The organism is Streptomyces sp. NPDC050636 (genome assembly GCF_040654775.1).
Taxonomy (GTDB): domain Bacteria; phylum Actinomycetota; class Actinomycetes; order Streptomycetales; family Streptomycetaceae; genus Streptomyces.
Genome location: NZ_JBFAIP010000020.1, coordinates 1 through 14,270, shown reverse-complemented (window position 1 = coordinate 14,270; position 14,270 = coordinate 1). Strand labels below are relative to the sequence as shown.

The window sequence follows — 14,270 nt, the reverse complement described above, 5'->3', positions numbered from 1 at the left end:
CGGCAGCTTCGGCCGGCTCTTGCACACGGTCAGCGGTGGTCGGAAGCAGTTGGGTCGGTAGGGGCAGCTGGGGTGGTAAAGACAGCTGGAGTTGGGGAAGCTGGGGTAGCCGTGGCAATTGGGGTGCTTGAGGCGGCCGAAGCACCTGGCGCGGGCTGGCGCAGGACGGTGCGCATATCGCGTACCGCGTGCCAGGTGCCGCGCCAGGTGCCGGTGACCTTCGAACGGCCGGTGCGCGGCCGGTAGGGCACGTCCCGCTCCTCGATACGCCAGCCGGCGTCGGCGGCCCGGACGACCATCTGCAGCGGGTAGCCGCTGCGCCGGTCGGTGAGGCCGAGGCCGAGCAGGGCGGTGCGCCGGGCGGCTCGCAGGGGGCCGAGGTCGTGCAACCGCAGTCCGGTGCGCCGGTGCAGCATTTGGGCCAGGGCGAGGTTGCCGAGCCGGGCGTGCAGCGGCCATGCGCCGCGCCCCTGCGGTCGTCTGCGGCCCAGGACCAGATCGCTCTCGCCGTCGTGTACGGCGCGGACGAACGGGGTCAGCAGGGCAGGATCGAGGGAGGCGTCGCAGTCGCAGAAGCAGACGATGTCCGCATCGGCGGCCAGCAGCCCCGCGTGGCAGGCGGCACCGAAGCCGCGGCGCGCTTCGTGCACGACGGTGGCGCCCAGCGCGCGAGCGATCCCGGCCGAGCCGTCCGTGGAACCGTTGTCCACGACGATCGCCCGCCAGCCGGCCGGGATGCGCTCCAGCACCCAGGGCAGCGCGGCGGCCTCGTCCAGACAGGGCAGCACGATGTCCACGGAGGTCGGGCGGGGCACCGGGGAAGGGGAGCTGGTCACGCTGCCGCCCCCGCCCTCATCCCAACCCGCGCGAACTCCCGCATCCCCGCCGCGAATTCGACCTCCGCACTCCACCCCAGCTCGTCCGCGATCCGCCGCGACGACGCCGTGATGTGCCGGACGTCGCCCAGCCGGTACTCCCCCGTGACCACCGGCGTCGGGCCGCCACACGCCTCGGCCAGCGTCCGCGCCATCTCCCCTACGGTGTGCGGCACTCCGCTCCCCGTGTTGAACGCGGTCAACGTCCCCGCTTCCAGGTCGTACTTCCGGTCGCCCTTCCGGTTCCGGCCCGTCTCCCGGCCCGTCTCCCGGTCCGTCTCCCGGATCGCCGCGGCCTCCAGCGCCACCACATTGGCCGCCGCGACATCCCGTACATGGACGAAGTCCCGCCGCTGGCCGCCGTCCTCGTAGACGGTGGGCGCCTCGCCGCGGGCCAGCGCCGAGCGGAAGAACGAGGCCACCCCGGCGTACGGGGTATCGCGCGGCATCCCGGGCCCGTAGACGTTGTGATAGCGGAGCGAGACGGCCCGACCGCCGGTCGCGCGCGCCCAGGAGGCGGCCAGATGCTCCTGGGTGAGCTTGGTCGCCGCGTACACATTGCGCGGATCGGCCGCCGCGTCCTCACCGACGAGCCCCGGCCGCAGTTCCGTGCCGCAGTCAGGGCAGTGTGGTTCGAACCGCCCGGCGTCGAGATCGGCCACCGCCCGCGGGCCGGGCCGCACCACCCCGTGCTCCCGGCACTCGTAGCGCCCCTCCCCGTAAACCACCATCGACCCGGCGAGCACCAGCGTGCCGACGCCGGCCGCGGCCATGGCGGCCAGGAGTACGGCGGTTCCCAGGTCGTTGCAGCCCACATAATCGGGCGCGTCCGCGATCCCCTTCCCCAGGCCGACCATCGCCGCCTGGTGACAGACCGCGTGCACCCCCCGCAGGGCGGCGTCGACGGCCGCCCGGTCCCGTACGTCTGCGACGACGCGCTGCTCCCCCGGCCGCGGCGGCGGGGGCTCGGGATGGGCCGACGGCAACAGCGCGTCGAGGACGACGGGCTCGTGCCCGCGCGCCACGAGCGCCTCGACGATCTGCGATCCAATGAATCCGGCACCGCCGGTGACCAGTACGCGCATACCGGTCACGCTAAGCGCGGCACGACGATCGGGCTCGTACGGCGGCCGCCGTGTCATAGCTCCGTAAGCAATCGTCAGCCGGGAAGGCTACGGAGAGCCGAGAACCGCCGGAGAGCAGATCCGGCTTCCGATGGGAAGCCACGTCCGGTGAGGCGGCGGAGCGCACACCGGGCGCACTTCGGGGACGCGTTCCGCGCGCCCCCCACTGCGATTCGGTAACAGCGGTGCATTCGAGGTGATTCAGTCCGGCAAACGTTGCATATGCTCAGGTCGGGGGCCAATTCCTCCCCCCTCGTGACACCGTCGGAGAACACCTTGGCCGTGGAGAACGGGGAGCCGCGCCCGAGCTCCCGTGTGCTGTCCGCGCTCCCGTATGCGGTCATGGCCGTCGTCAGCGCGCTGGACCTGACCGCGGGCCCCGGTGTCGGCCTGCTGCCCCTGGTCTCTCTGGGGCCCGCGTTCGCCGGGCTGGTCGGCGGCTGGCGCCGTACGGCACTCGTCGGGCTGATCGCGTCCGTGCTCTGCGTCGGTCTGGGGGTGTACAACGGCGTGTTCGAGGGCCGGCGCGGGGAGATCGCCCTGCTGACGGTGGCCGGGGTCACCGCGGCCGGCGTGGTGGCGGCCGTCATGCGGCAGCGCCGCGAGGAGGAGCTCGCCAGCGTCCGCTCGATCGCCGAGGTCGCCCAGCGCGTTCTGCTGCGCCCGGTGCCGCGCGGCGCGGGCCCGCTGCGGATCGCCGTCTCGTACACCTCGGCGGTGGCCGAGGCGCGGATCGGCGGCGACCTGTACGAGGTGGTGACCTCGCCCGCCGGCGTGCGGATCATCGTCGGGGACGTCCAGGGCAAGGGCCTTGAGGCGGTGGAGAGCGCGGCGGTCGTCCTGGGGGCCTTCCGGGAGGCGGCGCACGACGAACCGGATCTGCCGGCGGTCGGTGAGCGGGTGGAACGGGCGCTGAACCGGCATCTGTCCGGCGAACGGTTCGTGACGGCGGTGCTCGCCGAGATCGGGGACGGCCCGAACGCGACGCTGATGAACTTCGGCCACCCGGCGCCGCTGGTCGTCCGCCCCAACGGCTCGGTCGGCTACGCGGCCCCGCCCGACCGCGCCCTGCCGCTCGGTCTCACCGTCCATGGCTTCGAAGCGCCGCTGCCCTACGAGGTGCCGTTCGCGCCCGGCGACCAGATGCTCTTCTACACCGACGGCGTCACCGAGGCCCGCGACGCGGCGGACCGCTTCTACCCCCTCGACGAACGCGCCGCCCTGCTCAAGGACCCCGACCCCGAGGCCGCTCTGCGCGCGGTACGCGAGGATCTGGTCGAACATGCCGAGGGGCCCCTGCATGACGATGCGGCGATGCTGCTGGTCCGGTACCGGACGGCGCACCCGGACCCGGACGAGCGCTGACGTCGGCAGCCTTCCGTCAGCAGCAACCTTCCGTCAGCGGCAGCCTTCTGTCGGCAGCAACCTTCTGTCGCCAGAGGCCTGCTGCCGGCGACGGCCCTCTGGCGCGGTTCACGACCTCCTCACTCCAGGGGCAGCCCCGTGTAGTTCTCCGCCAGTTCGGCGGCGGCATGCGGGGAGGTGGCGACACGGTCGAGCTGGGAGAGCTGCAGCCGGGTCTCGAACGGGCTCTGGTCCTGGGCGGTGTGCAGGGTCGTCGTCATGAAGGACGAGAAGTGTTCGGCGCGCCAGACCCGGCGCAGACAGGTGTCGGAGTAGGCGTCGAGGAGCTCCGTCGCGCCGGTCTCGTAACACTGGGCGAGAGCACGGGCCAGCACGGTGACGTCGGCGACGGCGAGATTGAGGCCCTTGGCCCCGGTGGGCGGCACGATGTGCGCGGCGTCGCCCGCCAGCAGTACATGCCCGTACCGCATCGGCTCGGTGACCCAGCTGCGCATCGGGAGCACGGACTTGGCGGTGATCGGCCCGCGTTCCACCTTCCAGGGGGCGTCGACCGCCGAGCGGGCCGCCAGCTCGTCCCAGATACGGTCGTCGGGCCAGTCCGCCGGGTCGGTTCCGTTCGGGACCTGGAGGTAGAGCCGGCTGACGGCCGGTGTCCGCATGCTGAAGAGCGCGAAGCCCCGCTCGGAGTGCGCATAGATCAGTTCGTCGGAGGAGGGCGGGACGTCGGCGAGGACGCCGAGCCACGAGTACGGGTGGTCGCGCTCGTACGTGCGGCGGGCATGCTCCGGGATCGCGTCGCGGGTGACGCCGTGGGAGCCGTCGCAGCCGACCACGTAATCGCAGGTGAGGGTCTGTTCGCGGTCGTGGTGGGTGTAGCGGATGAGCGGGCGGCCGGTGTCCGCGCCCTCTACGGCGAGCGCTTGCGCCTCGAACAACAGCGGTGCGCCGGAGTCGAGTTGAAGCTCTATCAGGTCCTTCACCAGCTCCGTCTGGGCGTAGACCATCACTCTGCGGCCGCCGGTCAGCTTCGGGAAGTCGAGACGGTGGGCACGCCGGTCGTAGCGCAGTTCGATGCCGTCGTGGACGAGGCCCTCCCGGTCCATCCGTTCCCCCGCCCCGCAGGCCCGCAGTACGTCGACGGTGCCCTGTTCGAGGACGCCCGCGCGCTGCCGATGCTCCACGTATGCGCGGTCGCGGTTCTCCAGGACGACGCAGTCGATTCCCGACCCGTGCAGCAGGCGCGCGAGCAGCAGACCAGCCGGGCCGCCGCCGATGATGCCGACCGTGGTGTGGTGCGTTGTGTGCATCAGGTGTCCGTTTCTGGTGCCGGGGCGGGGGCGAGTGCCGGGGTGGGGGCGGAGCCGGGATCGTGGACGGGATCGGGATCGGGATAGGGGGCAGGGACGGGGACGAAGCCGTGGGCGCCGTCGGTGAGATGGCCGAGGAGCGCGCCCAGAACGGGGGACGGGCGTTCGACGCTCGCGAGGTGGGCGGCCCCGGACAGCTCTACGAGGCTCGCGTCCGGGATGCCGTCAGCGAGTTCGCGGCCGTGGGCGGGCGGGGTTGCCGGGTCCGCGCGGCCCGCGACGACGAGCGTGGGGGCGGTGATGTGTCCCAGGTCGGCGCGCAGGTCGTAGTCGGCGAGGGCGTCGCAGCAGGCCGCGTAGCCCGCGGGAGCCACCGTGCCGCGCAGCGCGTCGAGCAGGCACTTGGCCTCGGAGGAGCCGACGAAGGCCGGGGTGAACCAGCGGGCCGCGGCCGTCTCCGCGACCGGGCCGATGCCCCTTTCCCGTACGAGCGCGGCCCGCTCACGCCAGCCCGTCGGTGCGCCGAACCGGGCGGAGGAGCAGATCAGGGCGAGCGAGGCGATCCGTTCCGGGTGGTGCACGGCGAGCCATGCCCCGACGGCCCCGCCCAGCGAGATCCCGGCGTACGCGAAGCGGCCGACGCCGAGGGAGTCGGCGAGGTCCAGGACGAGGCGGGCGAGGCCGGGGAGTGTGGCGGTGGGTGTGAGTCCGGGTGTGGGTGTGGAGGCGGCGGTGAGGACATCGGTGGAGGTGCCGCCGTGGCCCGGGAGATCCCAGCGGATGACACGGAAATGCCTTGAAAGGGTGGGGAGTTGGGGGTCCCAAATGGAAAGGGAAGTGCCGAGCGAGGGGCCCAGGATGAGCGGCGGGGCGCCTTCGGAGCCGTCCACGCTGTGGTGCACGACCGGGCCTGCGGGCGGGTGGGTCATGCGGGCTCCTGCGGGTCGCTCTCGGGGCGGCGGGCCAGCGCCCGGTCGACGAGGACGGCCGCGGACCCCAAGTAGTCCGTCGGGTCGAGGAGTTGGCGGAGTCGGCTCTCGTTCTCCGGGAGGGGCGGGGACAGGGGACCGGCGGGGTCCTCGTACAGGGCCTTGCGCAGCGCCTCGTACAGGTCGACGCCGTCGTCCGTGGTGCGCCGGGCCGCCGCGTCCAGGGTGCGGCGGGCCTCGCCACGACCGGTCAGGGCGGTGAGGGCCGCGACGAGGCGTTCGGTGGTGATCAGGCCGCCGGTCGCGTCGAGGTTCCGCCGCATCCGGTGCGGGCGGACCTGCAGCCCCGCGGTCAGCTCGGCCGCGTCCCGCGCCGCGCCGCCCACCAGCCGCAGGGCGTCGCGCAGCGGCTGCCATTCGGCGTGCCAGGCGCCGGCCGGGCGCTCGTCCTCGGCGGCGAGGGACCCGTACAGGACCGCGGTCAGCGCCGGGACCTGACGGGCGGCGGCCGCGATCAGGGTGGCGCGCACCGGGTTGGTCTTGTGCGGCATGGCGGATGAGGAGCCGCCGCTGCCCTCGGCGAGCTCGCCGATCTCCGTACGGGCGAGGGTGAGGACGTCGGCCGCCAGCTTCCCGAGGGCACCGGCGGTGAAGGCGAGGGCGCCGGCGAGATCGGCGACGGGGGTGCGCAAGGTGTGCCAGGGCAGAGCCGGTTCGGCGAGCCCGGTCTCGGCGGCGTAGGCGGCGAGGAGGCGGGCGGCGAGGTCGGGCCCGGTCGCAGCCGAGCCGGCGCCCTCGCCCAGGTCGCCCTCCCCCCTATTGCCCTCGGCCTCCCCCGCGATGCTCTCCCCGGCAGTGCCCTCGGCCTCCGCGTACGCCTGGAACGCCGCGAGTGTGCCCGCCGCGCCGCCCAGTTGAGCTGGCAGTGCGGTGCGTACGGCGGCGAGCCGGTCGTGGGCGTCGAGGACGAGGGCGCGCCAGCCCGCGGCCTTGAGGCCGAAGGTGGTCGGTACCGCGTGCTGGGTGAGGGTACGGCCGGCCATCGGGGTGTCGCGGTGTGCGACGGCCGTACGGCGCAGCGCGTCGGCGGTGTGGCGCAGGTCCGTCAGGACGGTGTCCAGGGCGTGGGCGCAGACCAGCATGGTGGCGGTGTCCAGGATGTCCTGGCTGGTGGCGCCCCGGTGGACGTATGCGGCGGCCGTCGGGTCGCGGTCGGCAACGGCGGCGGTCAGGTCCGCGACCAGCGGGACCACCGGGTTGCCGCCGGCTCGGGCCCGCAGCGCGAGGTCACGCGGATCGTGGCGGCGGGTGTCGGCGGCGGTAGCCGTGACGGCGGCGGCAGCGGACTGCGGCGCGAGTCCGAGTGCGGCCTGTGCGCGGGTCAGCGCGGCCTCGGCGTCGAGCATGGCGCGCAGATATCCGGCGTCGCCGGTGGCGTCGGCAACTGCCGATCCGGCCCAGGAAGGGGCGAGCAGCCCCAAGTCAGCCGATTCGCAGGCCACTTCGGGTGGTAGAGGCGGCTCTCCGGCCCGCCGCGGACCCTCGGACGGGCCATCGCACTGACCATTGGACAGGTCGTCGGACACGTCATCGGAGAGGTCATCGGACAGGCCGCCGGGCACCTCATCGGAGAGGCCATGCCGCAGGTCATCGGAAAGCAAGGAACACCGTCTCCTCATGCGTGCCGTCCTCTGTCCCTTGCATGCGGACGTCGAAGCGGTAACGGGCCGGGCCGTCGGGACGCGCGAGGAGCGTGCGCGCGCGGTTCGCGGGCAGCCCTGACAGCAGCGGGTCGGCGGCGTTGACCGTCTCGTTCGTGGGGAAGTAGACGCGGGTGAACAGGTGGTGGAGCAGTCCGCGGGCGAAGACGCAGACGGCCAGGTAGGGCGCGGCGGACGGGCGCCCGGCCGGGGCGGTGGCCGGGAGTGTCCGTACGGCGTAGTGGCCGTCGGCGTCGGTCGGGACACGGCCGAAGCCGGTGAAGTCCATGCCGTTGCGGCCGATGACGGCCCCCGTGGCGGAGTCGCGGCGCAGCGAGCCGGGCGCGCCCGTCAGGCTGCCGTCCGGACCCGCCTGCCAGAACTCCAGCAGTGCGTCCGGTACCGGCGCGCCCACCCCGTCGTGGACACATCCGTGCACCGTGATCGTGTCGGGATGACCGACGGGCACGATCTGCTCACCGCCGGGGAACGGCAGGGCGTAGCCGTAGAACGGGCCGACGGTCTGCGACGGGGTGGGGGCGAGCGGGGACGGGGGGTCGGCGCGCGGGGCCGGCGCCGGGGGCTCGGAGGCGGTGCGGGGCATCAGCGGCCTTCCTCGATCCAGGTGGCGGACGGTCCGTCGAGGACCACGTCCCAGCGGTAGCCCAGGGACTGTTCGGGGCGGGACAGTTCGTGGTCGTAGGCGGCCACCAGCCGTGCCCGGGCGGCGGGATCGGTGACCGAGGCGAGGATCGGGTCGTACGGGAACAGCGGGTCGCCCGGGAAGTACATCTGGGTGACCAGCCGTTGGGTGAACGCCGAGCCGAAGAACGAGAAGTGGATATGGGCCGGGCGCCAGGCGTTGTCGTGATTGCGCCAGGGGTAGGCGCCGGGCTTGATGGTGGTGAACTCGTACCGGCCGTCGTCATCGGTCAGACAGCGGCCGACGCCGGTGAAGTTGGGGTCGAGGGGGGCCGGGTGCTGGTCACGCTGGTGGGCGTACCGGCCGGAGGCGTTGGCCTGCCAGATCTCGACGAGCTGACGGCGTACGGGGCGTCCGGTGCGGTCCAGGATGCGGCCGGTGACGGTGATGCGTTCGCCGAGCGGCTCGCCCGCGTGCCGGCGGGTGAGGTCGGCGTCCAGGTCGGTGATGTCGGTGACGCCGAACGCGGGGCCGCTCAGCTCGACGGCCTCCGGGTCCGCCAGTCCGTCGATCTCGACCAGCGGCTGCCGGGGGTGACGCGAGGCGCTGCTGCGGTACGGGGTGAAGTCCCGTGCGGGGTGGTCGGGCGCGGGGTTGCCCGTCTCGCGGTGGTGTGCGGCGGAGGCGTGCAGTGCCGCGATCTCGCGGCTGATGTCTGCCTGGGTAGGGGGCCTGGCCCCGGCGGGGAGCGGCGGCCGGGGCGCAGGCAGGGACGCGGGCGCGGGCACCGCGGCGGGGACACCGCCGGGTGGGGTGGGTGGGTCAAAGGCCATGAGTGCCATCTCCATGCGGTGCTGGTCATGGGTCACGGGGTTGGTCCGGGGACGGGGACCGGGACCGGGTACGGGAGTCGGGGAGAGACGGGCGGCGGGGGCCGGGCGGAGGAGGGCCAAGGCGGGCGGAGATGCGGGCGCTTCCGCAGTGCGGCGCTACCGCGGTGCCGCGGCTACCGCAGTGCGGCACTACCGCTCCAATACCACGGCAAGCCCCTGTCCCACCCCGATACACAGCGTCGCCAGCCCCGTGCCGGCACCCGCGGCCGCCAGTTGGTGGGCGACGGATCCGGCGATCCGGGCCCCGGAGGCGCCGAGCGGATGGCCTAGGGCGAGGGCGCCGCCGTGCGGGTTGACGAGGCCGGGGTCGAGGCCGGGCCAGGCGGCGAGACAGCCGAGTGCCTGGGCGGCGAACGCCTCGTTGAGTTCGACGGTGTGCAGGTCGCCGAAACTCCGTCCGGCCTTCTCCAGGGCCCGTTCGGCCGCGGTGACCGGACCGAGGCCGAAGTACTGCGGTTCGATGCCGGTGACGGCGCTGCTGCGGATCCGGGCGAGCGGTTCGCACCCGGAGGCGCGCAGGCCCCGTTCGTCCATCAGCAGCAGCGCGGCCGCGCCGTCGTTCAGCGGCGAGGAGTTGCCGGCGGTGACGGTGCCTCCGTCCTCACGGAACACGGGCCGCAGCGCCGCCAACGCCTCCAGGGAGGTGTGCTCACGGATGCACTCATCGCGGGCCGGTGTCGCCTGGCGGCTGCTGTCCGGGGCGGCTCCCCTCCCCTCGCCATAGGGCACGACCTCGGCGTCGAAGACACCGTCCTTCCACGCCCGCGCCGCCTTCTCGTGGCTGGCGAGGGCGTATGCGTCCTGCTGCGCACGCGTGATGCCGTAACGGTCGGCGATCAGCTCCGCGCCCTCGCCGAGGGCGATGGTCCACTCGTCGGGCATCCGCGGGTTGACCAGCCGCCAGCCCAGTGTGGTGGAGTGCAGGGTCTGCGGCCCGGCCGGAAAGGCCCGTTCGGGCTTGGGCAGCACCCATGGCGCGCGGCTCATCGACTCCACCCCGCCGGCGATGGCCACGGAGGCATCGCCGAGGGCCACGGACCGGGCCGCCTGGATGACCGCCTCCATTCCCGAGCCGCAGAGGCGGTTGACGGTGACGCCGGGCACGGTCACCGGGAGCCCGGCGAGCAGCACGGCCATCCGGGCCACATCGCGGTTCTCCTCGCCCGCACCGTTGGCATTGCCGAGGTACACATCGTCGATCCGGGCGGGGTCCAGCCCCGGCGCTCGGTCCACCAGGGCCTTGACGACATGGGCGGCGAGATCGTCCGGGCGGATGCCGGAGAGCGCGCCGCCGTATTTGCCGATGGGGGTACGGACGGCGTCGACGACGTAGACGTCCCGGGGGCGGTCGGCCACGCATGCGGCGATGCCTTCGGTGCCGCGCTCGGTGCCGCGCTCGGTGCCGCGTTCGGTGCCGCGTTCGGTGCCGCGTTCTTTGATCACGAGGTGCCCTTCTGGGCGGTGTGCCCGCCGGACGTACGGGAGCCGGGCTCTTGGGGTGCCGCCGCGGCCTTGAGGGCGCGCAGGGCGGCGAGTTCGGCCGCGGTGGGCGGGGCCGTGACGCCGAGCCGCGCGGCCTCCTTGAGGTCCCAGCCGGTGGCGTCCCGAATCTGATCCACCGTCACTCCCGGATGTAGCTCGGTGAGTACGAGTTCCGCGGTGACCGGGTCGGGGCGCAGCACACCGAGGTCGGTGATGACGGCGGTGGGGCCGGCACCGGGCAGTCCGAGCGCCGCACGGTCCTGGGGACCGCTGCCGTGGCCGAGGGTGGTGACGAAGTCGAGCGTGCCGACGAAGTTGCGGCGGCTGTGCCGGAGGACCATCAGCACCTGTCCGCAGTTGGCGGCGATTTCGGGGGCGCCGCCCGCGCCGGGCAGCCGCCCTTCGGGCTTGCCGGGGCCGCGGTGCACGGCGGTGGTGTTGATGTTGGCGAAGCGGTCGACCTGCGCGGCACCGAGGAAGCCGACGTCGATCCGGCCGCCCTGGAGCCAGTAGTTGAACATCTCCGGCACGGAGACCACCGAGTCGGCGGTGTCGGCGAGTTCGCCGTCCCCGATGGACAGCGGCAGCCGGGTCGGTTTGGAGCCGATGGTGCCGGACTCGTAGACGAGCACCAGGTCCGGGTTGACGGTCCGGCAGGCGAGGTTGGCGGCCGTACTGGGGAGCCCGATGCCGACGAAACAGGTGCGCGCGCCGGCGAGCGCACGGGCGGCGTTGATCTCCATGAGTTCGTCGGGGGTGCAGTCAGGAGGGCAGTCGGAGGCGGGCGATGCGGGGTCGGGGGATGCGGGGGTGGCCAGAGTGGCCGCCGAGGCGGTGACGGCTGACGGGGCGGCGCGAGTGGCCGTGGCAGTGGCTGTGGCTGTGGCCGTGTCAGTGGCTGTGTCGGCAACGGTGGCGGTGGCCGCCTCCGGCATCGCGGGGCGCGCCCCTCCCCCCTCCCCCAGGACGCTCTCCTCCAGCCACCGCCCGAACGCCTTCCGGTCCCGCGAAATGCCGTCCCACGCCTGGTAGAAGGCGTTGTCGCGGACCGAGTAGCCGGCCGCGTACGAGGGGTGCGCTCCACCGGGGACGACCGCGATCGCATCGATGACCCAGGTGGGCAGGACGACGCCACCCGGGCACGGCTCCAGCGCGTCGACCATCTCCTCGACGGTGACCAGGACGCGCCGCGCGGCGAGCGCCGCTTCCTTCTGTACGCCGGCCAGGCCCCACAGCTGGACGTTGCCGGCCCGGTCGGCCTGTTGCGCGTGGATGACCGTGACGTCCGGATTGAGGGCGGCGACGGCCGCGAGCTCCTCGCCGGTGAACGGGCAGGTGACGGTGGAGACCGTGGGCGTACGCCCCGGGATGTCGCTGCCGCGGTAGCCGCGCAGCACCGCGAACGGGAGGTTGGCCGCGCCCGCGGCATAGCGGTTTGCCATCCCGGCATGGCTGTGTTCGTCGGTCTCCAGTGGGGCGGGCCAGCCGTTCTCGACGGCGTCGCGGAAGCGGTGCAGCGAGCCGACGCCCGGGTTGCCGCCCCAGGAGAAGATGAGTTTGCGGGCCGCGCCGGCGCCGATCAGCTGGTCGTAGACCACGTCCGGGGTCATCCGGGCGAGCGTGAGGTCCGTGATGCCCTGTCGGATGATCTCGTGCGCCGCTGCGAACGGGATCAGATGGGTGAACCCCTCCAGTGCCACGGTGTCCCCGTCGTGGATCAGCTCCTCGACGGCGTCATGCAGGGAACGGATGTCGGCCATGTCCTCGCCCTCGGTTCGAATGGGCACGCGCCTTGCACAGGCGGCTAGTTCGCAGAGTGAACTTAAGTTCATAATCGAGCCGCCACCGATTTTCACCCCCGTCCCCGGCCCTGTCAACGGTCCGCCGGGTACGGTTCCGACGAGATCGCCGCACCGTGGAGAGTCCATGACCGACCCCGAAGCCACCGCCCCGTCCACGCCGGCCCCGCCGCCGGACGCGGTGGGACCGCTGATGCGCAGCCTGGCCGTGCTGCGGGAGCTGGCGGCCGGCGGCGGCCGGCAGGCCGTGGGCGACCTGGTGCGCGGCACCGGGCTCGCGCGGTCCACCGTCGACCGCGTGCTGAGCACCCTCGCCCGGCTCGGGTATGTACGGGCCGAGGGCCGGGACGCGGTGCTCGCGCCGCGCCTGCTGGAGCTCGGCAACGCCTATCTCGCCGCCTCCGAACTCCCCGACCGGCTGGGGCCGCTCGCCGACCGGCTGGCCGACGAACTCGACGAGTCGGTCTCGCTCGCGGTGCCGGACGGCGACGGGGTGCGCTTCGTCCATCAGGCGACCCGCCGACGCGCCATGTCGCTCGCTTTCCGCATCGGTGATCTGCTGCCCGCCGAGCGGGGCGCGCCGGGTGCGCTGTTCGCCGACGACTGGGACGCGGACGACTGGGAGCGCTGGCGGCGGCGCCGCGCCGCGGACCCGACGGACGCCGGCTTTCCCTCCGTACCGCCGCGGCGCGCAGACGACGCCCCGGCGGCCGGCTTCGAGGCCCGGGTGGCCGCCGCCCGCGCCGCCGGGTGGTCGCTGGACGACCAGCTCATCGAGCCGGGCCTGATCGCGGTGGCCATGCCGGTCCGGGACGCTGCCGGCCGTACGGTCTGCGCGCTCAGCGTCGTGAGCCACACCAGCCGACTGAGCGCGGACGAGCTGCCGGAGGCGGTACTCCCCCGGCTCCGCGAGACGGTGTCCGCCATGGAGTACGCCCTGAGCGCGCCCCAGGAGGAGCCGCCCTCTCCCCACGCCTCCGATACAGAATCCGGACCGGTCCACGCGACCTGGATGCGCGCGTCCAAGGAGGAGTTGGGCCCCGAATTCGTCGAATCGATGGCGCGCGGGCTGATCACCCTCACCGCGTTCGGGGCGGGTCGCGCCGAACTGCCGCTCACCGCCGTGGCGGAGGCCACCGGCCTGGCCCGCGCCACCGCCCGCCGGGCCCTGATCACCCTGGAACACCTCGGCTATGTCGCCACCGACGGCAAGCTCTTCCGGCCGACGCCGAAAGTCCTGGAACTGGGCTTCGCGCATCTCTCCGGTCTGACGCTGCCCGCCATCGCACAGCCCCATCTGGCCGCGCTGGTGGAGCGGGTGCACGACTCCGCCTCGATGGCGGTCCTGTCCGGCGACGACATCCAGTACGTGGCGCGGGTCCCCACCGTCCGCATCATGAGCGTCAACATCATGCTGGGCACCCGGTTCCCGGCGTATCCGACCTCGATGGGGCGGGTGCTGCTCGCCGGCCTGCCCCCGGCCGAGCTGTCCGCCCGGCTGGCCCTCACCGACCTCCAGCCGCTCACCCGGCACACCGTCACCGATCCGGAGCGGCTCACCGAACTCGTGGAGGGGGTGCGAACCGAGGGGTACGCGCTGGTCGACGAGGAGCTGGAGGAGGGCCTGCGCTCGATCGCCGTACCGGTACGGGACCGCACCGGACGGGTCGTCTCCGCCGTCAACGTCTCGACACACGCCGGACGTTGCACGGCGGACGAGGCACGGGAGACCATCCTGCCCGCACTACGCGAGGCCGCCGCGGACATCGAGGCCGATCTGCGCGTCGCGGGGCGCTATGCGGTGACGCTGCGCTTGGCTTGAGCCGGCTTGGTTGCTGGCCGTTTTCGGCTGTCCCGCCGTTGGGGTTACTCGCCGTTGCGCCTGCGGCGGGCGTGGTTTTTCGGGTGCGGTGACAGCCCTCCGGACTCCGTCCTGCGGGCTGTCCCCTCCCGTGGGTGGGTGGAGAAGCTGAGTGGGGGCGGACGTTGAGTGTTCAGTTCCCTATGACTCGTCCACTGGGCGCGCGTGATCGACTACGTGCACCCCCACCGGTCTTTCCCACACTCAACGGGAGGGGCCGGACCGCAGGACGGAGTCCGGAGGTCCGGAACCGCACCCGACAGCCCCGCGCAGCGGCAACCGCCCCGCCGCA

11 protein-coding genes and 1 pseudogene are annotated in these 14,270 nt (G+C 73.3%); 2 read left to right on the top strand and 10 right to left on the bottom strand.

What is annotated here, in order from left to right; all coding sequences use genetic code 11:
• Positions 1 to 29 precede the first annotated feature (29 nt).
• Positions 30 to 815, bottom strand: a complete 786-nt coding sequence (locus AB0I10_RS17730; RefSeq protein ID WP_363153385.1) for a glycosyltransferase family 2 protein — start codon at positions 813 to 815, stop codon at positions 30 to 32.
• A gap of 17 nt (positions 816 to 832) precedes the next feature.
• A complete protein-coding gene (locus tag AB0I10_RS17725; protein WP_363153384.1) occupies positions 833 to 1,960 on the bottom strand; it encodes an NAD-dependent epimerase/dehydratase family protein in 1,128 nt (375 codons plus the stop codon).
• A gap of 381 nt (positions 1,961 to 2,341) precedes the next feature.
• On the opposite strand from AB0I10_RS17725, the gene AB0I10_RS17720 reads away from it, so the two are divergent.
• On the top strand, positions 2,342 to 3,364 hold the full coding sequence (locus AB0I10_RS17720) for a PP2C family protein-serine/threonine phosphatase (protein WP_363153451.1): 1,023 nt from the start codon (positions 2,342 to 2,344) through the stop codon (positions 3,362 to 3,364).
• A gap of 119 nt (positions 3,365 to 3,483) precedes the next feature.
• Here the strand turns inward: AB0I10_RS17720 and AB0I10_RS17715 are convergent, their stop codons facing one another.
• The 8 genes and pseudogenes from AB0I10_RS17715 to AB0I10_RS17680 form a co-directional block, all read right to left on the bottom strand.
• Entirely contained in the window at positions 3,484 to 4,671 is a 1,188-nt protein-coding gene (locus AB0I10_RS17715; RefSeq protein ID WP_363153383.1) for a 4-hydroxybenzoate 3-monooxygenase, read from the bottom strand.
• Positions 4,671 to 5,600 (bottom strand): alpha/beta fold hydrolase, encoded by a 930-nt coding sequence (locus tag AB0I10_RS17710; protein ID WP_363153382.1) that lies wholly within the window; start codon positions 5,598 to 5,600, stop codon positions 4,671 to 4,673. The genes AB0I10_RS17715 and AB0I10_RS17710 overlap by 1 nt, the downstream gene beginning before the upstream one ends.
• Complete coding sequence (locus tag AB0I10_RS17705) at positions 5,597 to 7,102, bottom strand: adenylosuccinate lyase family protein (protein ID WP_363153450.1); 1,506 nt, start codon at positions 7,100 to 7,102, stop codon at positions 5,597 to 5,599. Before AB0I10_RS17705 ends, AB0I10_RS17710 begins: the two co-directional genes overlap by 4 nt.
• A 145-nt stretch (positions 7,103 to 7,247) precedes the next feature.
• A complete protein-coding gene (gene pcaG / locus AB0I10_RS17700; RefSeq protein ID WP_363153381.1) occupies positions 7,248 to 7,904 on the bottom strand; it encodes a protocatechuate 3,4-dioxygenase subunit alpha in 657 nt (218 codons plus the stop codon).
• The gene (gene pcaH, locus AB0I10_RS17695; protein ID WP_363153380.1) at positions 7,904 to 8,776 is read right to left on the bottom strand and encodes a protocatechuate 3,4-dioxygenase subunit beta; all 873 of its coding nucleotides are present in this window, start codon (positions 8,774 to 8,776) and stop codon (positions 7,904 to 7,906) included. Before pcaH ends, pcaG begins: the two co-directional genes overlap by 1 nt.
• A gap of 189 nt (positions 8,777 to 8,965) precedes the next feature.
• Positions 8,966 to 10,192 (bottom strand): thiolase family protein, encoded by a 1,227-nt coding sequence (locus tag AB0I10_RS17690; protein ID WP_363153449.1) that lies wholly within the window; start codon positions 10,190 to 10,192, stop codon positions 8,966 to 8,968.
• Between the two features lie 83 nt (positions 10,193 to 10,275).
• On the bottom strand, positions 10,276 to 11,061 hold the full coding sequence (locus AB0I10_RS17685) for a CoA-transferase (RefSeq protein WP_363153448.1): 786 nt from the start codon (positions 11,059 to 11,061) through the stop codon (positions 10,276 to 10,278).
• 228 nt (positions 11,062 to 11,289) lie between these two features.
• A pseudogene (locus AB0I10_RS17680) lies at positions 11,290 to 12,078 on the bottom strand (CoA-transferase); the annotation flags it as partial.
• A gap of 166 nt (positions 12,079 to 12,244) precedes the next feature.
• Between AB0I10_RS17680 and AB0I10_RS17675 the strand changes: the two are divergent.
• Positions 12,245 to 13,939 (top strand): IclR family transcriptional regulator C-terminal domain-containing protein, encoded by a 1,695-nt coding sequence (locus AB0I10_RS17675; RefSeq protein WP_363153379.1) that lies wholly within the window; start codon positions 12,245 to 12,247, stop codon positions 13,937 to 13,939.
• The last annotated feature ends 331 nt before the right edge of the window (positions 13,940 to 14,270 follow it).